17 protein-coding genes are annotated in these 19993 nt (G+C 42.9%); 11 read left to right on the forward strand and 6 right to left on the reverse strand.

All coding sequences use genetic code 11. The features are described 5' to 3' along the window. Window positions 1–2: 2 nt before the first annotated feature. The 8 genes from rep to ACWM1W_RS03530 all read left to right on the forward strand — a co-directional run bounded on the left by rep (window position 3) and on the right by ACWM1W_RS03530 (window position 8773). Window positions 3–2042 carry a DNA helicase Rep gene (gene rep / locus ACWM1W_RS03495; RefSeq protein WP_375725763.1) on the forward strand — a complete coding sequence of 680 codons (2040 nt, stop codon included), beginning with the start codon at window positions 3–5 and terminating at the stop codon, window positions 2040–2042. 65 nt (window positions 2043–2107) lie between these two features. After that, window positions 2108–2560 carry a dUTP diphosphatase gene (gene dut / locus ACWM1W_RS03500; protein WP_104426552.1) on the forward strand — a complete coding sequence of 151 codons (453 nt, stop codon included), beginning with the start codon at window positions 2108–2110 and terminating at the stop codon, window positions 2558–2560. 419 nt (window positions 2561–2979) lie between these two features. Then, complete coding sequence (locus ACWM1W_RS03505; protein WP_375725764.1) at window positions 2980–4398, forward strand: phosphomannomutase/phosphoglucomutase; 1419 nt, start codon at window positions 2980–2982, stop codon at window positions 4396–4398. A 10-nt stretch (window positions 4399–4408) separates the two neighbouring features. Next, window positions 4409–5317, forward strand: coding sequence for an acetylglutamate kinase (gene argB, locus ACWM1W_RS03510; protein ID WP_375725765.1), 909 nt, complete (start codon window positions 4409–4411; stop codon window positions 5315–5317). A gap of 269 nt (window positions 5318–5586) precedes the next feature. Next, window positions 5587–6435, forward strand: a complete 849-nt coding sequence (locus ACWM1W_RS03515; RefSeq protein ID WP_375725784.1) for a class II glutamine amidotransferase — start codon at window positions 5587–5589, stop codon at window positions 6433–6435. Between the two features lie 295 nt (window positions 6436–6730). After that, a complete protein-coding gene (locus ACWM1W_RS03520; protein WP_175966845.1) occupies window positions 6731–7186 on the forward strand; it encodes a bacteriohemerythrin in 456 nt (151 codons plus the stop codon). A gap of 178 nt (window positions 7187–7364) precedes the next feature. Next, a complete protein-coding gene (locus tag ACWM1W_RS03525) occupies window positions 7365–8444 on the forward strand; it encodes a hypothetical protein (protein WP_313398870.1) in 1080 nt (359 codons plus the stop codon). Further along, window positions 8444–8773 (forward strand): RnfH family protein, encoded by a 330-nt coding sequence (locus ACWM1W_RS03530; protein ID WP_375725766.1) that lies wholly within the window; start codon window positions 8444–8446, stop codon window positions 8771–8773. Before ACWM1W_RS03525 ends, ACWM1W_RS03530 begins: the two co-directional genes overlap by 1 nt. Before the next feature lie 103 nt (window positions 8774–8876). On the opposite strand, the gene ACWM1W_RS03535 is transcribed toward ACWM1W_RS03530, so the two are convergent. Beyond that, the gene (locus tag ACWM1W_RS03535) at window positions 8877–9275 is read right to left on the reverse strand and encodes an outer membrane protein assembly factor BamE (protein ID WP_004783238.1); all 399 of its coding nucleotides are present in this window, start codon (window positions 9273–9275) and stop codon (window positions 8877–8879) included. A 112-nt stretch (window positions 9276–9387) separates the two neighbouring features. Between ACWM1W_RS03535 and fur the strand changes: the two genes are divergently transcribed. After that, window positions 9388–9825, forward strand: a complete 438-nt coding sequence (gene fur / locus ACWM1W_RS03540; protein ID WP_004783237.1) for a ferric iron uptake transcriptional regulator — start codon at window positions 9388–9390, stop codon at window positions 9823–9825. A 66-nt stretch (window positions 9826–9891) separates the two neighbouring features. Here fur and ACWM1W_RS03545 read toward each other — a convergent pair whose 3' ends face one another. Then, the gene (locus tag ACWM1W_RS03545; RefSeq protein WP_004783234.1) at window positions 9892–11013 is read right to left on the reverse strand and encodes a PilT/PilU family type 4a pilus ATPase; all 1122 of its coding nucleotides are present in this window, start codon (window positions 11011–11013) and stop codon (window positions 9892–9894) included. 27 nt (window positions 11014–11040) lie between these two features. Continuing rightward, window positions 11041–12078: a type IV pilus twitching motility protein PilT gene (locus ACWM1W_RS03550; protein WP_004783232.1), complete on the reverse strand. Its 1038-nt coding sequence runs from the start codon at window positions 12076–12078 to the stop codon at window positions 11041–11043. Between the two features lie 123 nt (window positions 12079–12201). On the opposite strand from ACWM1W_RS03550, the gene ACWM1W_RS03555 reads away from it, so the two are divergent. Next, window positions 12202–12891 carry a YggS family pyridoxal phosphate-dependent enzyme gene (locus tag ACWM1W_RS03555; protein WP_005234319.1) on the forward strand — a complete coding sequence of 230 codons (690 nt, stop codon included), beginning with the start codon at window positions 12202–12204 and terminating at the stop codon, window positions 12889–12891. 31 nt (window positions 12892–12922) lie between these two features. Here ACWM1W_RS03555 and ACWM1W_RS03560 read toward each other — a convergent pair whose 3' ends face one another. The 3 genes from ACWM1W_RS03560 to ACWM1W_RS03570 are packed head-to-tail and all read right to left on the reverse strand — an operon-like array spanning window position 12923 to window position 18906. Further along, window positions 12923–14029 (reverse strand): acyltransferase family protein, encoded by a 1107-nt coding sequence (locus tag ACWM1W_RS03560; RefSeq protein ID WP_375725767.1) that lies wholly within the window; start codon window positions 14027–14029, stop codon window positions 12923–12925. Between the two features lie 3 nt (window positions 14030–14032). After that, window positions 14033–17644, reverse strand: coding sequence for an AAA family ATPase (locus ACWM1W_RS03565; protein WP_375725768.1), 3612 nt, complete (start codon window positions 17642–17644; stop codon window positions 14033–14035). An 8-nt stretch (window positions 17645–17652) separates the two neighbouring features. Then, a complete protein-coding gene (locus ACWM1W_RS03570) occupies window positions 17653–18906 on the reverse strand; it encodes an exonuclease SbcCD subunit D (RefSeq protein WP_375725769.1) in 1254 nt (417 codons plus the stop codon). A gap of 627 nt (window positions 18907–19533) precedes the next feature. Between ACWM1W_RS03570 and ACWM1W_RS03575 the strand changes: the two genes are divergently transcribed. Further along, entirely contained in the window at window positions 19534–19980 is a 447-nt protein-coding gene (locus ACWM1W_RS03575) for an ABZJ_00895 family protein (RefSeq protein ID WP_375725770.1), read from the forward strand. Window positions 19981–19993 lie beyond the last annotated feature (13 nt).

Raw genomic sequence — 19993 nt, forward strand, 5'->3', positions numbered from 1 at the left:
ATATGTCACTCGCCAGCCAGTTAAATGACAAGCAACTTGAAGCCATGAAATATACTCAAGGACCCTTGTTAGTACTTGCCGGAGCGGGCTCAGGCAAGACCTCGGTAATTACAAGAAAAATCGCGTACTTGATCAAGCATTGTGGTATTCCGGCCCACCGGATCACGGCAATGACCTTTACCAACAAGGCGGCACGTGAAATGAAAGAGCGTGTCACCAAATTGCTGACCCGAGAAGAAGCCAAGGGCCTTTCAGTCTCGACCTTCCATACTTTTGGTCTGAACCTATTACGTTTAGAGCTGAAACACACACCGCTAAAAAATAATTTCTCGATTCTGGATGCCGATGACTGTAAGCGGATTCTGATGGATCTGATGCATCGCGATAACTTATCTGGTGCTGAAAGCAAAGAACTGATTGCCAAAGCGATGAAGATGATTTCCGACTGGAAAAACGATCTGATTCCGCCAGAACAGGCTCACACAACTTGTGAAACTCCAGAAGATATTCAGTTTGCGCATTTATACCAGCTCTATGAGCGAAATCTGCGTGCCTATAACGCTGTTGATTTTGATGACCTGATTGTGATGCCAACGCGTCTACTACAGGAAAATGCTGAAGTCCGGGATAAATGGCAGAACCGTGTACGTTATTTGCTGGTTGACGAATATCAGGATACCAATACTGCACAGTATATTCTGGTAAAATTATTGGTCGGGGTCATGGGCCAGTTCACCGCGGTAGGCGATGATGATCAGTCGATTTACGCCTGGCGCGGCGCTAAGCCAGAAAATATGGCGCTGTTACAACAGGATTTCCCGAATTTGAAAGTGATCAAGCTGGAACAGAACTATCGTTCTACCAGTCGTATTCTGAAAGCTGCCAATACCGTGATTGGCAACAATCCACATATCTTTGATAAAAAGCTTTGGTCAGATAAAGGTCACGGTGAAGTGATTCGGGTCATCACTTGTCGTAATGATGACGATGAAGCAGAACGCGTAGTCAAAGACCTGATCACGCATAAGCTGATGAATGGTAAAAATTGGAAAGATTACGCGATTCTGTATCGTGGTAATTTCCAGGCACGTATTTTGGAAACCCAGCTGCGCCAGATGCAGATTCCTTACAAGCTTTCTGGTGGTCAGTCCTTCTTTGCGCGTGCAGAGATCAAGGACATCATGAGTTACTTGCGCTTGATCATTAACCCAGAAGATGACAGCGCTTTCCTGCGAATTATTAACACGCCGAAACGTGCCATTGGCCCGGTAACGCTGGAAAAACTCGGTCTGTTTGCTCAGGAAAATAATCTGTCTCTACTGTCAGCAGCAGGCGATCAACGTCTAACCATGGTCATTCCAAAGAAAGCAACGACACAACTGGCAGAATTTTCAGATTTTATTAATAACTTTACCCGTAACTTGCTGGAAGATGATGAGCCGGTACCGATCATCCGTCAGATGATGGTGGAAGCAGGCTATATCGACTATATCAAGGAATCCGCAGCGACGCCAGCACAGGAAAAAACCAAACTCGATAATATTGAAGTGCTGTATAGCAGTATTCAGAGTCTGATCAATCGTGCAGAAGATGTCGATGAAAAGAATATCGAAAGTGTCATCCGTAAGATGGTGCTCCTCGATATGCTGGAACAGCAGCAGGAAGAAGAAGATACCGATAAGGTCAACCTTCTGACCTTACATGCATCTAAAGGACTGGAATTCCCGTATGTCTATCTGATCGGCCTGGAAGAAGAAATTCTGCCGCATAAAAACTCGATTGCTGCGGAAACAATCGAAGAAGAACGGCGTTTAATGTACGTGGGGATTACCCGTGCGCGTCAGGGCTTGACTATTACCTTGGCTGAGCAACGTAAGGCGGGTGGGCAGATGAAACAGATGACCCCAAGCCGCTTCCTGGATGAGCTTCCAGAAGATGAGCTGGAATGGTTGGGCCGTAAGAAAAAACTGGCTGGTAATATTGATCCAAAACAGCAGGCTCAGCATTATCTGGATAATTTACGTGCCTTGATTAAACGCTAAAAGTAACAGAACACTACGATTTTGATTCTTTAAATTTTTTGATATTAAACAACAGGAATAAATACATGAAAGTTCAGGTGAAAGTCCTTGATTCACGTCTGGGTCAAGAATGGCCATTGCCGACTTATGCAACGACTGGCTCAGCAGGACTCGATCTTCGTGCATGTGTCAACGAAACGACTGTAATTGAACCAGGTCAAACAGTTTTAGTAAAAACTGGTTTGGCAATTTATATTGAAGATCCAGCATTTGCTGGCTTGATCTTGCCACGTTCTGGTTTAGGCCATAAACATGGAATCGTTTTAGGTAACCTGGTTGGCTTGATCGATTCGGATTACCAAGGCGAGCTGATGGTCTCTGTATGGAACCGTAGTGAAACTGCATTTAGCCTGGAACCTGGTGAGCGTTTAGCCCAATATGTATTAGTACCTGTGGTACAGGCCGAATTTGATCTGGTGAATGAATTTGAAGCAACCGAGCGTGGCGCAGGTGGTTTCGGTCATACTGGTAAAAACTAAAATTAAAAGATGACTTAACTTGGATGTTCTGGGTTAAGTCATCTTTTTTTAGAGTTTTAATCATAAAAATAATAAAAAAATGACAGAGCTATTTAATAAACTTTATTCTTGAATTTTATTCTAATGAAAAATATTTAAATAAATTTTTAGTATCATTTAAATAGAAAAATAAAATCATTCAGAATTTAAGAAAATAGATGATAAATAATGCAAGAAGTCATTTTTAGTCAGGTTTATTTATTTTACTAGTTATACAAATTAAATACATAAAAGATTAATAATTATACTTTTATAATTGATTGTCACATTCAATTCATATAAAAATACAGAGTCTTAAAACAAAAACAAATGTTTAAAGTCATGATGATTGCTTAATCATTATTTTATCTCCTTATATTCAACATTGAAAAGAACAGTTTATGGGATCCATGAATCAACCCTTTCCGGCTCACATTTTTCGTGCCTACGATATCCGGGGTAAAGTCAGTTTACTCAGTACAGGTGTGATTGATGCTATTGCGCATGGTCTGGCTCAGCAATATCAAGCTGCGGGGCAGACTCGGGTTGCGATTGGCTATGATGCCCGCATCAGCAGTCCGGCTTTTGCTGAAACCATTCGCCGTATTTTTCAGGACTATGCTATTGAAGCTGCCATTATCGGCTGTTGTTCCAGTCCGATGTTGTATTACACAGCGCGTCAGTTTGATGGTAATGGTGTGATGGTCACGGCCAGCCATAATCCTAAAGAAGATAATGGAATTAAATGGATTATTGTAGGGGAGCCGCCTTGTCCCGAGATGATTCAGCAGGTCGCACAAAAAGCAAAACTTCATGTAAATAGTTCTTTATCGTGTTTGAATGATTTGCCTCACCAAATTATTCCCGAATTTTGTCTGCAATATCAGCAGGAAATGCTTGAAGATATTCAGCTGAAGCACCCATTTAAAGTGGTGTTGGATGGCCTGAACGGTTCAGCAGGACGCTGTGCCAATTTGATACTCCAAAAACTAGGTTGTGAAGTTACCGCCTTACGTTGTGAAGCCAATGGGCATTTTCCTGATCATGCACCTGATCCCTCTCAGGAAGCACATTTGCAAACCTTACGTCAGGTCATCCTGCAACAGCAGGCTGATTTGGGTATTGCCCTAGATGGTGATGGGGACCGGTTGGTACTGGTGGATGAGCAGGGTGTCATTATTAGTGCTGATCAGCTTCTCTGTTTATTCGCAGAAATTTGTATGACTGGCACAGAAGCATGTCAGTTTATTTATGACGTTAAATGTTCAACCCTGATTCGCGATACAGTTCAACGCCTGGGCGGAAAACCGGTGATGATTCGTACTGGCAGCTCATTCCTGCGTAAATATCTGGCGCAGTCCCAGCATCAGGCCATTTTTGGTGGTGAATATGCGGGGCATTATGTTTTTAATGACGGACGTGGCTGGGGCTATGATGATGGCCTTTATGCGGCGCTTCGGGTCATGGAATATCTGGATCAGAAAGGTATGACTTTAAGTGAAGCCTTACGTGCTTATCCAAAACGTCAAGGAACTGAAGACTTATATATTTCTACTCATCAGGTGCAGCCTGTTGAGCTTTTAAACTTTGTTGAGCAGCAATCTACGCAATTAAATGCACGAATCAGTAAAATTGACGGGATACGTCTTGATTTTGATGATGGTTTTGGCATCATTCGAGCATCCAATACGGGTGAATATTTCACGGTGCGCTTTGATGCCAATGATGCACAAGGCCTGAATGAAATTCGACATCTGTTTGTATCCATATTGCGTGACCGTTATCCACAGATCGCTCAAGACATTTTAGATGCTCAATAAGGAGAGGCGAATGCCAAATCAGCATACAGGCATCGACAAAGCACAAATTTTGACTGAAGCTTTGCCGTATATCCAACGCTTTGCGGGTAAAACCCTGGTGGTAAAATACGGTGGCAACGCGATGACGGATCCTGAGCTGGAAAGCTCTTTTGCACGTGATATCGTTTTATTAAAAACCGTGGGTTTGAACCCGATTGTGGTACACGGCGGTGGTCCACAAGTCGATTCTATGCTGAAACAGCTAGGTCGTGAATCTGACCGCATTGACGGTATGCGTGTGACAGATCCGGCAACTATGGAAGTGGTTGAGATGGTTCTGGGCGGTAGCGTAAACAAATCGATCGTGAACCTGATCAACAAACATGGTGGCCGTGCAATTGGCCTAACCGGTAAAGATGGTAACCTGTTACGTGCCAAAAAGCTGTTAATGGAAAAAACGGTTGAAGACGGTTCAATCCAGAAAGTAGACCTGGGTATGGTCGGTGAAGTGATGGGTGTAAAAACTGACGTACTGGAAATGTTTACCAACAGTGATTTCATTCCAGTGATTGCACCACTCGGTGTCGATGAAGAAGGCAATACTTATAACATCAATGCCGATCTGGTCGCGGGTAAAGTGGCAGAAGCATTAGGGGCAGAAAAACTGATTCTTCTGACGAATATTACCGGTGTGCTGGACGAAAATAAAAATCTGCTGACCGGTTTAACGACCCAAGAAGTTGATCGTCTGATCGAAACAGGTGTGATCTATGGTGGTATGATTCCTAAAGTCGGCTGTGCGCTTGATGCAGTAAAAGGCGGCGTGATCAGTGCACATATCGTGGATGGTCGCGTACCACATGCCAGCTTGTTAGAAATCTTTACTGATCATGGTGTGGGAACTTTAATTACCAATCGTTCTAATCCACATCGTCCATAAAGATAAATTGAATATCAAAGAGTCTCACTTGAGGCTCTTTTTTATTTCTTTTATTTTTAAGATTTTGATCACTAGAAATATTAAAGTTAAATTTAAGATATTCATTTTTAAACTGAGCTTTGAAGCTGAAACTCTTTTTGCTAAATTAAATATAAAAAAATAGTTTATTAGCATTTTTAGCGCATAGCATTGCAATGATCGAGATTTGAAAAGGCTCAGCCTGTGATGCACAATAACCTTAAGAATACTCTGTGACCTGAATGAAGATTATGTGCCAGCTACTGGGAATGAATTGTGCGACACCAACAGATATTACCTTTTCATTTCGAGGTTTTTCTCAGCGGGCGGGGATTACCTCAGATCATTCTGATGGTTTTGGAATTGCTTTCTTTGAAGATAAGGCTTGCCGATTATTTGTTGATAATCAGTCAGCTGTTGAATCACCGATTGCAGAACTGGTGCGCAATTATCCGATCAAATCCCGTAATGTGATTGCGCATATCCGTAAGGCGACGCAAGGCAAAATTAATCTGGAAAATTCGCATCCGTTTAGCCGTGAATTATGGGGACGACAATGGATCTTTGCTCATAATGGTGATTTAAAAGATTTTTTACCTGAACTTTCGGGACGTTTTACGCCAGTCGGTAACACTGACAGTGAGCGTGCTTTCTGTTATTTGCTGGATCAGCTGGTGAAATGTTTTGGTTATGATGAACCAAAACTGGATCAGGTTTTTGATTTGCTGGCTGATATTTCTCCATTCATTGCAGAGCATGGCACTTTTAATTTCTGTCTGTCCAATGGTCAGGCATTATTTACCTATGCAACGACTAAACTGCATTGGCTGGTGCGTGAATATCCATTTAAGCCAGCCCAACTGATTGATATCGAAGTTGAAGTAGATTTTAGTCAGGTCACCACGCCTGAAGATCGGGTCGCTGTGATTACTACGGAACCGCTAACGCAGAATGAAGAATGGACAGCATTTCAAGAAGGTGAAATGATTTTGTTCAGAGATGGGGCCAAATATCGTTCTCAATTGACACATGTCGCCCGTCTGGAAAGAGAGCGTCTGGATCCTTCGCTAAAACGGGTGACTAAAGCAGATTTATATTAAATCTGGTTAAAATCCGATATTAAAAAACAGGACATCGCTCCTGTTTTTTTTGAATTTGATATTTATTTTATAGTGAAATCATTAAAATAAATAAACCATGAAATATAAAATCGATCAAAAAATACTTTATTCTTGTGGTCGGGTTTAAAATATAATTGATTGGATAAACAAGGATTTACATTAATTAAATAGAAAATAAGCTGAAAACCAACCGATTTACTTCATTTTTATTTAAATCAATTAGATATATGATCTTTTTCAAGCGATAAATCATTAATATCAATAGGTGGTCGTAATGAAAATGAAATGGGTTCCAGATTATAATACTGGTATCGATGTGATTGACGATCAGCACAAACGAATTCTCGATTATATCAATGAGATTGATGGAGTTGATGCCAATACCGATCGTGCTCGTATTAAACAGATTCTAGAAAATATTATTGATTATACCCAGTCGCATTTTACCTTTGAAGAATCACTTCAGGAAGAAGCGGGTTATAAATATCGTGTGCCACATAAACGTGTGCATGACCTATTTATTAAAAAGATTGAATCTTATCGTGACCGTTTTGAATTGGGCCAATCTATTGAAGCGGAATTACATGAAGTATTATCTAAATGGCTGATCAATCATATTCAGCACGATGATGCGGATTATGTCGGTGCAGTAAAAGAAAATATGATGGGAATTATTAAAGATAAGGAAAAGAAAAAGGGTAAAAACTGGTTTGCCCGTTTCTTCTCATAACTCGATTCTTCTTAAAATAAAGACAAATCGGGAAAATAAAAAATAAAGCTTAATAACAAAAATAAAGCTTAATAATAAATTTGCGCAGCAAATCACGGGCATGGTGGTTTGCTTTTTTGTTTTTGATTTTCATCGCCTCACAAGGCAAAATAGCGCTAGATTTTTATAGGAATACATCATGCAGGACAATGCTATGTCAAAATGGTTATCGCCTCTGATGGCTTTCTGTTTATCCTTCCTTATCATTGCGACACTCGCACCGATAACAGGTATTCAGATTGACCGTCAGCTTGATTTCTGGATGTTGTGGTTAGCGACCATGCTAATACTGGCTCTTCCAGTCTGTTATCTGGAAATTGCTCTGGCGAAACGCTCAAAAACCACTGCACTACAGGCATTGTCGAGCCTTACTCGTGAAGCTGATAGTTCTCAGCGCTGGCGGATCGTCGGCTGGCTGGCAGTTGTATTTATTCCATTCCTTGCGGGTGCAATGCTCAATTATGCTTCTAATGTGATTGCAGTTGCCAATCTTGATGTTCAGCAGCCAGTGATTTTTGCGGTGCTGGCAATTGCTGCATTTGTATTGTCGCTGATACCACGTTTAATTCTGGTTGGAATTACCACGATCGGCGTACTTGCATCTTTGATTATGGCGAATGTGATGGGAACTGAATTACCGGCTTGGCAGGTAACACCCGTCCAATTCGTAGAGTGGGGCAATGCCACTGTATTGGCTTTGGTAGCAAGTGGTCTAGGTATGGGACTGTATTGGCAATCAAGTCTGGCTGTCGTAAAACAGCAGGATGTTGCAACTAAAACAGCCGTACCGATTTGGGTGGCGCAGCTATTAGCGATCATCGCCTTTGGTTTCTTTGCAGTGAAAGCTGAAATCCCTGCATTTGCTTTAATCGTAGCCATTGTCGCGGCCGCTGCTTTGCTTACGCAAATGGCACGTGAGCAGTTACAGCAACGTCAAATGAATATCATCATTCAGTGGGCGATTGTGATCGCTGCTACCTTGGTCTGGTTAATTCCAAATGTTGCTCCAATTTTCAATAATCTGCTGATTCTTTGGGGATTGGTGATCAGTCTGATTTATGCCTTGTTTGCTGGCTGGATCATGAAGATTAGTCATTTGCGTAAATCGATGAACTTCAGTTCAGAAGCGGTGTATAATATCTGGCGTATCGCAGTACGTATCGTCTTGCCAGTTTCAATTATTCTGGCCATTGTTGCTGTACTAGGACAATTTTTCTGATGACTGAGGCAATGATCTGGGTGGCCTATGCTACCTTGGAACAACAGTTTCATATTGCCGTACCTTTCCAGCCCGACATGACCGCATTGGATGCAATTGAGCAAAGCGGAATCCGTGCACATGTGGAATTGCCTGAACCTCTGAGTCTGGGTATTTTTGGCGTTAAGCTACAGGATCACACCCAGCCATTGGCAGTAGGGGATCGGGTAGAGATTTATCGTGCTTTAACCATTAATCCCAAGGATATTCGCCGTAAACGCGCTGAAAAGAATCCGGTGGGCCGTTATCCCAAAGGTAACCGTTTCAAGCAAAATAAACGTTCCGATTAGTGGAATGTGGCTTTATTGAACAGATGGTCTGATTATTTGATAAATCAATCTATTTAATTAAAAAAACCCCTGATCATACAGGGGTTTTTTTATGCAAAACCGATTATAGTGGTGGAGCATTTAAGATCGCTTCTTTGGAACCTGGTAGACCTGGCTGAGATTCTGGAATGGTTTCCAGACCTTCAATACGTTCTACGATACCAGACTGATTAAAGTAAATTTTTAGATGCTGGCCTTGGGCTGCTGGGATCTTGGCTTTTTTAGCATAGGTTCCTGGGGTATAGTTGTAGATGTAGTCCCAGCGTAGCGGATTGAGCGGATCAGATACTGTTGGACTACCGAGCAGGAAACGCACCTGTTGGTGGCTCATTCCTACCTGAATTTTAGAGGCTTGTGCTTGAGTTAAAGGTGTTCCTTGAGGAATATCAACTTTGTACACACCTAATGTCGAACAGCCGACAAGCAATGAAGTGACGAATAACGTCAGCATGATTTTTTGCATTTTGCTACACTATCCCAAATTAATTATGATGCATTTGATCCAAGGATAGATCATACTGCATCTAAACTTTGTTGCCTATTCCAACTTTGATTTTGTTGAGAGACCTTTTTACATGCCTATTTCAAACCAAGATTTACGAAAAGCTGGACTGAAAGTTACCCTTCCACGAATTAAAATATTAGAACTATTAGAAAACTCTAGACGGCATCACCTTAGCGCTGAAGACATTTATAAGACTTTACTCGAACAAGGGGAAGATGTGGGTCTTGCAACTGTGTATCGTGTGTTAACACAATTTGAGGCAGCAGGGATTATCGAACGTCATAATTTTGAAAATAATCACTCAGTTTTTGAAATTATGCAGGAAGATCATCACGATCACTTGGTTTGTCAAAATTGCAACAAAGTCGTTGAATTTACAAATGATGTTATTGAACATGAACAGCACGAAGTTGCGAAGAAATTTGGTTTTGCATTGACTGGTCATTCACTTAATCTTTACGGTTATTGTGACGCGCCTGAATGTCAGGAAGCTTACCGTAAGAAATAATTCAGCTTTCGGCTGAAATAAAAACAGGCTTTATTAAAAGCCTGTTTTTTTATGCTTGGAAAATGATCAGGTTTGACCGTCAAAAGTAATATTGGAATGCGCACGTAATAAATGCTCTCCACCTTCTTCTGACAGTTTGATTTGCAGACGCAGGTCGTTTGGTGAGTCAGCATGTTTTAGTGCATCTTTATAGCTAATCTGCTTGGCCTTATACAGGTCATATAATGCCTGGTCGAAGGTTTGCATGCCCAGTTCACGTGAACGTTTCATCAGATCCTTGATCTCATGCACATCACCTTTACGGATCAGATCCGCAATCAATGGCGAATTGATCAGGATTTCAATCGCTGCACGGCGGCCATTACCATCAATAGTAGGAATCAGTTGCTGTGCCACAATGGCTTTCATGTTGAGGGACAGATCCATAAACAGCTGGCTGTGACGGTCGGCTTCGAAGAAGTGAATGATACGGTCGATGGCCTGGTTGGCGTTGTTGGCGTGCAGGGTCGCAAAAACTAGGTGACCGGTTTCCGCAAAGGCAATCGCATAGTCCATGGTTTCGCGAGAACGGATCTCACCGATCAGAATCACGTCTGGTGCCTGACGCAGGGTATTTTTCAATGCCACTTCAAAGGAGTCAGTATCAATGCCGACTTCGCGTTGGGTAATGATACAGCCCTTATGCTGGTGCACAAATTCGATCGGGTCTTCAATGGTAATGATATGACCTTTGGAATTTTCATTACGGTAGCCAATCAAAGAGGCGAGGGAAGTCGATTTACCGGTACCGGTTGCACCCACAAAAATAATGATGCCGCGTTTGGTCATCGCCAGTTCTTTTAGAATAGGCGGTAACTTCAGCTCATCCATGGTCGGAATGACGGTTTCAATACGGCGCAGTACCATGCCTGGCTGATCGCGTTGCTGGAATGCGCTGACACGGAAACGTGCCGATTTGTCCGGATTGCTGATGGCGAAGTTACACTCACGTGTGTCAGCAAATTCCTTGCGCTGCTTCTCGGTCATGATTGAGTTAAGTAGCTGCCCCACAGCCGCGCCCGGCAATTTCACCGAGCCAATCGGTACAATCTGACCGTTAATCTTGATAGAGGGTTCAACATCGGCTGTAATGAACAGATCCGAGGCCTTTTTCTCTACCATATAGTTGAGTAAGCCGTTAAAGTCCATGATAAAACCCCAAAAAATTAATTATTTTTATAAGAATGATTCAGGCTGTTTTGCTGCAGTACGGGCAACTTGCGGACTGATAATACCTTTCGATACCAGCGTTTTCAGGCTTTGATCCAGCGTGGTCATGCCATAGTTAGCACCGGTTTGAATCGCAGAGTACATCTGTGCTACTTTGTTTTCACGGATTAGGTTACGGATGGCTGGAATACCGATCATGATTTCGTGTGCAGCCACACGACCACCCCCATTTTTCTTCAACAGGGTTTGTGAAATAACGGCTTGCAGCGATTCAGACAACATGGCACGGACCATGTCTTTTTCTTCAGCAGGGAACACGTCAATCACACGGTCAATGGTTTTTGCCGCTGAGGTGGTATGCAGGGTGCCGAAGACCAAGTGACCGGTTTCTGCAGCAGTCAATGCCAGACGGATGGTTTCAAGGTCACGCATCTCACCGACCAGAATAATATCCGGGTCTTCACGTAATGCAGAACGTAATGCTTCATTAAATCCATGCGTGTCACGATGCACTTCACGCTGGTTGATCAGACATTTTTTTGATTGGTGTACAAATTCGATTGGATCTTCGACTGTCAGGATATGGTCATAGCGATTGTCATTGATATAATCCAGCATCGCTGCAAGCGTCGTTGATTTACCCGAACCGGTTGGTCCTGTCACCAGTACAATACCACGTGGATATTCACAGATATCTTTAAAGATCTGGCCCATACCTAGATCTTCAATGGTCAGTACTTTAGATGGAATAGTACGGAATACTGCGCCTGCACCGCGGTTCTGGTTAAATGCGTTCACACGGAAACGGGCCACGCCTGGAACTTCAAATGAGAAGTCAGTTTCCAGATTTTCTTCATAATCACGGCGTTGCTTGTCGTTCATGATGTCGTACACCAGTTTGTGTACTTCTTTATGTTCCAGTGCAGGCAGGTTGATGCGGCGTACTTCCCCGTCCACACGAATCATAGGTGGCAAGCCTGCTGATAAGTGTAAATCCGACGCACCATTTTTAGCAGAAAAGGCTAACAGTTCTGTAATATCCATAAGGTCCCCGAGTTCATTAAAATGTTATTTATTTTGCTAGAATAATAAGGCTTTCCCACAGCTTAACCAACACTTAGTTGATGAGCAAGGGAAAAAAATCCGCATGAAATGAGAACCCCATCAATGAATATGCTGCAACAGTCACGAAATCAGGTTTTAGCTCAGATCCAGTCCGCCTGCGCTCTGGCGGGGCGTGAGCCGGATTCGGTGCAACTTCTGGCCGTCTCCAAAACCCAGCCTAGTCCTGTGCTGGCAGAAATGTATCAGGCTGGTCAGCGTGCCTTTGGTGAAAACTATTTACAGGAAGCCCTAGAAAAAATCACGGCACTCAAAGACCTGGATATTGAGTGGCATTTTATCGGTCATGTGCAGCGCAACAAAACCAAACATCTGGCAGAAAATTTTGCCTGGGTGCATGGGGTGGATCGTCTGATTATTGCTGAACGTTTATCTAATCAGCGTAGTGATTCTCAAGCTGCGCTTAATATCTGTCTGCAAGTCAATATTGATGGGCAGGATACTAAGGACGGTTGTCAGCCTGAGGAAGTAGCAAAACTAGTGACACAGGTCAGTCAATTACCGAATTTGCGCTTACGTGGTTTGATGGTGATTCCTGCGCCAGATAATACCCAAGCCTTTGCGGATGCCAAAGCCTTGTTCGAAGAGGTCAAAAGCCAACATGCAAAACCTGAAGACTGGGATACTTTAAGTATGGGAATGTCTGCCGACATGACTGAGGCGATTGCAGCAGGTTCTACCATGGTACGTGTGGGAACTGCCTTGTTTGGCGCACGTCCTAAAAAAGCGGACTGATTTGTACTGACAATTGAGTTTTGGGAAAGCGTTATTGCAGAGTAGTTGATAACGCTTTTTTTCTTTGGGGTTCCAGCCATTGGGCCATAAGCCAGGCAAAGAAAATTAAGCTGCACATGCTCATAAATAAGGATAAAACGGCACCCTCAAGACCATGATCAAGCGTTGCAGGAAAGCAGCCTAGAATAAAAAGCAGTAAAGGGAAATGAGTGACATAAAGTGTATAGGAGAAATTTGCAGACTGAGGCCAAACTGGTTGATATTGGCTTTGTTGATGTTGCAGCTGCACAATCCAGCAGACAAAGGCGAGCCCCATACACAGGTTAAACGGCACAAAATAATTTACACGATATAAGTCAGCCTGTTCAATGACATGAAACTGGTAAGCATCCGCACAGGCAATTATAAACGCCAAGCCAAAGAGCACTAATTTAACGAGTTGTAGTCGACTCAAAAAACGCAGCTGGATCTGCCGGAATGAACTGGCAAAGGCAACTAGCCAGAGCAGAAAATAAAACAGAAACTGAAAGTTCAGTATGGAAAGCCCTAGAAGCAAGATAAAAAAGCCGATTTTAGCAATTGCAGAATCTTTTAAAAAAGGCAGAAATCCGGCCAGCACATAAAACCAGACTTCAAAGCTCAGGCTCCAGAGCGGTGCATTGGCAGATACCGTCGGTGTAATAAAGCCATTGAGAAAGAATAAAGAACCCAGAAAATCCTGAGTATCAATGTTATAGTCAGTCCGAATCATCATGCCAAAACTGTTCTGGAACTCATGACTATGTGAAGCAAAAAATGTAGGTGCTAGTGCATATAAAATCAGACTGAAAACGGATGCAAACAGAAAGGGCGGTAAAATGCGGCGATAACGTTGCCGTATATACTGCCGCAGATTAAAATTTTCATGTTTTTGGATGTTGTTCTGAATCGAAGTCCCGATTAAATAGCCACTGAGCACAAAAAAGATCATCACAGCAGCCTGACCTAATAGACGTACCCAGGAATATAGACTCAGATCAAAAGGCGCGATAAAAGCCTGAAAACTATGACTGAATAACACCACAATAGCATTGATACCCCGCAAGCTCTCGAGCTGTAAGCTGAAATAGGGCGAGAGCTTGTTCGGGGTAGAGTTCATGCTTTAACCTATAATTTGAATAGTACTGGCACCGGCACCGACCGGTTTCACCTGAATCTGAACCGGAATCCGTTCATGCATCTCCTGTACATGTGAAATCAGCACCACTTTACGGCCCTGACTCTGTAAATGATCTAAAGCATTCATGACCATATGTAAGGAAGCCGGGTCTAAAGTACCAAAACCTTCATCAATAAATAGCGATTCCAGCTTCATAGAGCCGGAAGCCATATTGGCAATCGCTAAGGCCAGAGCCAGAGAGACCAGGAAAGTTTCACCGCCAGAGAGTGACAGGACAGGACGTACTTCACTGTTCATATCCAGATCGATAATCGCCAGACTTAAACTGTCTGGAATCCGGTACAGCTGATAACGCGGCGCCAGGGGCTGTAATTGCTGATTGGCATATTCGACCAGAATATCTAGATGATGTTCCTGCGCGATTTTCTGGAATTTGGTGCCTTCCTTATGGCCGATCAGGTCATAGATCCGGCCCCAACGATATTCTTCAGCTTTGACCTGTTCAATCTGATGCTGGTAACGTTGTAAGGTCGATTGGTTATTGGCATGTATTCTTAATTTGGTGGCTACTTCATTACAGGCATTTTCCTGTTCAGCTTTTTCCTGTGCCAGACTACTTAAGCGCAGTTCAACTTCTTCAAAGCTAAGTTCAGGCTTGGACTTCAAATGATGCTGATATTGTTCTTCCAGAATGTCCCAAGCCGTTTTGGCATTTTCAACCGCCTGATGTTGTGCCTGTAATTGCTGGCGAATTTGCTGATGCTGTTGCAAGTCAATATCCAGGCAATGCTGGATATGCTCGGCATCAAATTCAGGATGTGTATTTTGCCAGTCTCGAATAGATTGCTGGCATTGCCTAATCTGCTGTTCTAGTTGCTGAATCTGGGTGATGAAACTCTGTTTTTTCAGTTCAGCTTGTTGCAAATGCTGATCATGCTGCTGGGTCATCAGACTCTGTGCCCGTAGCTGTTCATCCAACGCTTGTTGTTGTTGCTCCAGATGGTCACGCCATTCCTGTGCTTTAGGATAAATCTGTCCGGCATGGGTGAGGGTCAGATGGTTGAGCTGTTCACGTAGTGCTTTGCCCATATTCAGCGCCGTATTCATCTTTTGCTGTAACTGAGCATCATATTGTTGATGCAGGCTGAGCTGATCACGTGCCTTTTCAATTTGCTGATTTAAGCTTTGCATGTGAGTCTCCAAGGTTTTGAATTCCTGAGACTGTTTCTGACGTCGTTGCAGTTGTTGAGATAACTGCTGACAGCTTGATGAGGCATCAGTAATCCAGGATTTCTGCAAGGACTCAGGCAGTAGATTAAGAACCGGCTGAATCATTTGTTCTAACTGTGAATGCTGCTGCATGCTAAAACGTAGCTGATCCAGCTGTTGCTGTTGCTGGCGCCATTGTTTCCAGTCACTTTGCTGATTTTGCAGGGTTTGTGCTAGCTGCTGTTGTTCTTGTTGAAGTTGAAGCACATGCTGGCCAAGCTGTTGCTGCAAATGATCTGTACTCTGGCTTAAATCCAACAGCAAATCAAATTGCTGAAGATCCTGATTCAACTGAACCTTCTGCTGTTGTAGTGTCGTACTAAGCTGACTGCTGCGTTGCTGATGTTGCTCAATTAAGGTTTGCAGTTGAGATTGCTGGATTTGTACTTGCTGATATGCCTGAGTCAGTTGCTGTAGTTTTTTCTGAGCTTCCTGAAGCTGCTGATCATGTAGTTGTTGCAAAGCATTTTCTAGCAGTTTCTGATGCTGTACAAAAGGATGCTCATGACTACCACAGACCATACAAGGCTCATTTGGTTTCAGCTGTGCACGTAATTCCTGCACACTTTGTGCCTGAAATAAACGTTGCTGAGCCAGTACTTGTTGCAATTGTTCAAAGGCCTGTTCTGCTTCCTGACGTTGTTGCTGTAATTGAACAAGTTCAGCTTCTAATTGCTTTAAGCGGTCATGATAGCTTTCTAACTCGCGATTCAATTGCAGGCTTTCAGTTTCTAAGCCAGCCATTTGCTGTACGGTTCGCATTAAAGCTTCAAGCTTCGAATGCTGGGTACTGAGTTGCTGTTGTTGGATCTGGAACTGTTGGACTTGCTGTTCAAGCTGGTCCAGATGAGTATAGCGCTGAGTGAATTCCTGCAAGCTGGCAGATAAAGCCTGTTGCTGCTGTTCCAGTTCAGTGCGGCTGGATTGGAAAAGTGCTGAGTGCTGCCGCATGAATTTCTGATGCAGTTCCTGATAATCCTGCAAGCGTTGTAAGGTTGCTTGTGGCTCGTCATCAAAAACTGCTAAGAAGCTGTGTTGTTCCAGTTGCTTTTGAATCTGATGGTACTGAGTCTGAACCTGTTGTAAACGTTGCTCAGTCTGCACCAGCTGATTCTCAACAGGCTGAATCTGCTGGGTTCTATAGGTCTGCTGTTCGGCTAAAAGCTGCTTATACTGCTCGCCAATCGACAGCATTTCATGATCCAGCTTGAGTCCCTGATCCAGATAAGGTTTGATCTTCTGGAACTCTTGTTGCTGCTGTTGTTGCTGTTGCTGAATATGCTGCAACTTGCGCTGCTCACTATCACGCTGCTGCTGAACGGACGTGAATTCGGCAACAAAGTTTTGCTGCTCAGTCAGTAAATGGCTACGCTGTTTCTGAAACTGCTGTTGCTGGACAAACTGTTCCCGAATCTGCTGAAACTGATCCAGTTGATCTAATAACTGTTTTTGCGGTGTCATTTTCTGTGCAGCATCCAGCTGAACCGTATAGATTTCTTTTTTGGCCTGAATTTCAGTATAGAGATAATGCTGCTGGCGATGCCATTTCAGGTCATTTTCCAGTATCTTTTCACTCTGATTTAGATGCTCAACCACCTGTTTTAAAGTCGTGTGTTGCTGCTGTAGGGCAGCAATATCTTCTTCAGATAATAGTTCCAGATGACCGATTAATTTTTCCAGATCAGCGCGTTTTTGCTTCACCTCACTGTGTTTTTCAAAGGCCTTCTGGCTGACCAGACTGAAAATCTGAGAATTGGTCAGATACTCCAACAGATCGGCACGTTCATTATCTTTGGCTTTCAGAAAAGCGCCAACTTCGGACTGTGCCAATAAAACTGCACGAGTAAATTGCTCAAAACTCAAGCCAACCAGTTTTTCAATCAGCGGCGTGCATTCAGAAATCTTCTGGTTTAGAACCCGTTGATCATCCAGACAGGTAATGGCACGATCGACCTTTAAATTACCATCCACTTTCTGCCGGGCACGACGAATTTCCCAGCGTGCCGTATAGCGTTTCTGGTCTAGGGCAATAAATTCAAGCTCGGCAAAACCCTGTACGCAGCCACGGCGCAGAATATTTTTGGAGTCCTTGATTGAGACATCCTGACCACCTGCATCTTTCAGGCTACCTGTGGCGCCTTTTAAACGTGGAATTTCGTTATACAGCGCCAGACACATGGCATCGAGCAGGGTAGATTTACCAGCACCGGTTTTTCCGGTAATCGCAATCAGTCCGGCATGCGCCAGTGGATTCGATTCAAAATCAATATGATGCGTACCAGCGAGAGAGGCGAGGTTATTTAGGCTCAGACGGATAATTTTCATGGCTGATCCTAAGCTTGTTGTTTTTGTGCAAGTTCATGTTGGGCTTCGACCAGTAACTGCTGAAAATCTTGCTGCACTGAATGATCCTGGCTATAGCCCATTTTTTCCCAGATATTGAAAAACAGTGATTCAGGGGTTGGAGGTGCCAAGTCAATTTTAGAGCTATCGGCCTGATCTTCTGCTTGTCGTTGATAAATCCGGCTAATGCGTAGCAGACGATAACGATTTGGCGGCAGTGCCTGTTCAATCTGCTGACGTAAATCTACTGGTGGCGGTGCATCAGTAGTGTATTCAATTTCCAGAAAATGTCGTGCTGCCAGATGCTCAATTTCCCCAGTCGGCAGTGCTTTTACTTTGCTGAGCAGATTTTCCAGATTTTCCCGAATTCTAAATAGCTCGACAGTACGAGGAACTTTCAGCGCTTCAAACTGAAAACGCTGTTCAGCATTTTGTTCAGGATCGATTCTGACTTCAACAACCTGATGCGAATAGTTGATCTCACTAAAGGATAGGGGAATTGGGGAGCCACTATAGCGGATATGTGGTTGACCGACTTTTTGTGGTTTGTGCAGATGTCCCAGAGCGACATAGTCAATGACTTCATCAAATAGCGCCGTTGAGAGAGCTTCTTCATTGCCGACAATAATGGGGCGTTCGGAATCGGAAGTTTCTCCACCTTGCATATGTGCATGTGACATAAGAATCAGTGCCTGATGTGGCTGCTTACGTGCTTTGGCTTCGGCAATCAACTGTTGGTGCAGATAGCTGATGGCATTCTGGCTATTATGGGTATGTTCATTAATACCGGTAATTTCGGCGCTACGTAAATAAGGCAGGGTTAGGCACCAGGCAATAATCTCTTGCTGCTGGTCATAAATTGGAACCAGCAAACGATCCAGATCAAGAGCATTGTCCGCAGTCCGGCCGACAATACCCACCGCTTTGGCATTGAATTTGGTCAATAAAGGCTGAACCTGCTCAATCCGGTAACCTGAATCATGGTTGCCGGCAATCATCAGGGTTTGCATATGCGGTGCCAGTTCATGGGCATCGGCAAGGAATTGATAAAGTTGTCTTTGGGCACTGGAAGCGGGATTGATGACATCAAAAATATCACCGGCAATCAGTAGAGCATGTGGCTGTTTTTCCTTGATTTGTTCAAGGAGCCAATTCAGGAATTGTGCATGTTCAAATTCACGGTCATGGTTATGGAAAAACTGTCCCAAATGCCAATCAGAAGTATGTAGAAAATGAACTGCCATGTATACCCACCTTTATTTTTGCCTTCCTACTATAGAAAAAAGCCCAGCTAAAAATCTACTTGAAAAAAATATTTTGATCTATTTCATTGCTACACTTCATTGAAACTATTTTCAGCGTAGTTTTGAATATAAGAATAATACTTGTGAAATCAATAAAATATGATGTTTATATATAAAGTATTGAATACAGCGTTTTTATTTTAAATCTTACTTCAGGCAATTTCATAACATCTGAATAGCAGAACCAATATTTTTATAAAAATTGCTAAAAACAGACTTGAAAAACTACAGGCAATCATTATTTTATGCTGCATAAGAAGCTAATAAAGATTGGCAGGCGAATTGTTAAAAACGGTTCGTCCAAAAAATAAAAACCGACGATTCGAGTGATGATGAAATCGTCGGTCAAAGATTTGTGTATAGTGAAAATTTTGGCTGCTATTCAAAATTTTCTAAAACACTGGACTTATTGCTTTAGCAAAGAGAACGAAAATTTGTGGATGCCAGTCCAAATTTCCGAACCTTGTACCCTATATAACGTCAGCATCTCGCTTTAGGTTGACAATAAAATGAAAAAAAAATTAATTTTTTTTATACTAGTTGATTAATTGTCCTTGAGTCCTGCTAATGGTGTCTCTAACTCGCTATTTTCTCTGGTTTTTCTTCCTATGCTTTATTTTTACCTGCATTTGCGGGGTTGTGGCGGCGTTAATGCCGACTGGCATGGGCGCAGTATTAACCATTGTGCCTTATCTGGTAGCGATGATCTGGGTACTGTTTAATTTTTTAAAAAAGGAACAACGGGCGCCAACCCAAGCAGAACGTAAAAAATTCATCTTAGGATTCAGTCTGATTTACTGGGGCTATAATCTGGTATTTTTAATTCTAGGGATTGCTATTGCGACGCGTTCCAATCCGAATGCCTGGCAGGACTTTTTACTATATCTGCAACAGCCTCAATTTATGAGTATTGTCGTGATCATGTTCCTGCTCATCGCGATTCCGCTTTATCTGCTGACCTACTGGTTTTATGGCAAACAGGCACAGCGTATGGCAGCAAAAATGTTTGGCTAGGATTTCCTGCTCT

This window comes from Acinetobacter sp. TW_SC_4 (genome assembly GCF_054861205.1).

Bases quoted from the DNA above. Each gene is read 5' to 3' on its own strand.
- ACWM1W_RS03575 (WP_375725770.1), top strand. From the start codon at position 19,534: ATGGTGTCTCTAACTCGCTATTTTCTCTGGTTTTTCTTCCTATGCTTT.
- ACWM1W_RS03520 (WP_175966845.1), top strand. From the start codon at position 6,731: ATGAAAATGAAATGGGTTCCAGATTATAATACTGGTATCGATGTGATT.
- ACWM1W_RS03550 (WP_004783232.1), bottom strand. From the start codon at position 12,078: ATGGATATTACAGAACTGTTAGCCTTTTCTGCTAAAAATGGTGCGTCG.
- ACWM1W_RS03560 (WP_375725767.1), bottom strand. From the start codon at position 14,029: ATGAACTCTACCCCGAACAAGCTCTCGCCCTATTTCAGCTTACAGCTC.
- ACWM1W_RS03545 (WP_004783234.1), bottom strand. From the start codon at position 11,013: ATGGACTTTAACGGCTTACTCAACTATATGGTAGAGAAAAAGGCCTCG.
- ACWM1W_RS03570 (WP_375725769.1), bottom strand. From the start codon at position 18,906: ATGGCAGTTCATTTTCTACATACTTCTGATTGGCATTTGGGACAGTTT.
- ACWM1W_RS03515 (WP_375725784.1), top strand. From the start codon at position 5,587: ATGTGCCAGCTACTGGGAATGAATTGTGCGACACCAACAGATATTACC.
- ACWM1W_RS03565 (WP_375725768.1), bottom strand. From the start codon at position 17,644: ATGAAAATTATCCGTCTGAGCCTAAATAACCTCGCCTCTCTCGCTGGT.
- argB (WP_375725765.1), top strand. From the start codon at position 4,409: ATGCCAAATCAGCATACAGGCATCGACAAAGCACAAATTTTGACTGAA.
- fur (WP_004783237.1), top strand. From the start codon at position 9,388: ATGCCTATTTCAAACCAAGATTTACGAAAAGCTGGACTGAAAGTTACC.
- ACWM1W_RS03530 (WP_375725766.1), top strand. From the start codon at position 8,444: ATGACTGAGGCAATGATCTGGGTGGCCTATGCTACCTTGGAACAACAG.
- ACWM1W_RS03525 (WP_313398870.1), top strand. From the start codon at position 7,365: ATGCAGGACAATGCTATGTCAAAATGGTTATCGCCTCTGATGGCTTTC.
- ACWM1W_RS03535 (WP_004783238.1), bottom strand. From the start codon at position 9,275: ATGCAAAAAATCATGCTGACGTTATTCGTCACTTCATTGCTTGTCGGC.
- rep (WP_375725763.1), top strand. From the start codon at position 3: ATGTCACTCGCCAGCCAGTTAAATGACAAGCAACTTGAAGCCATGAAA.
- dut (WP_104426552.1), top strand. From the start codon at position 2,108: ATGAAAGTTCAGGTGAAAGTCCTTGATTCACGTCTGGGTCAAGAATGG.
- ACWM1W_RS03555 (WP_005234319.1), top strand. From the start codon at position 12,202: ATGAATATGCTGCAACAGTCACGAAATCAGGTTTTAGCTCAGATCCAG.
- ACWM1W_RS03505 (WP_375725764.1), top strand. From the start codon at position 2,980: ATGGGATCCATGAATCAACCCTTTCCGGCTCACATTTTTCGTGCCTAC.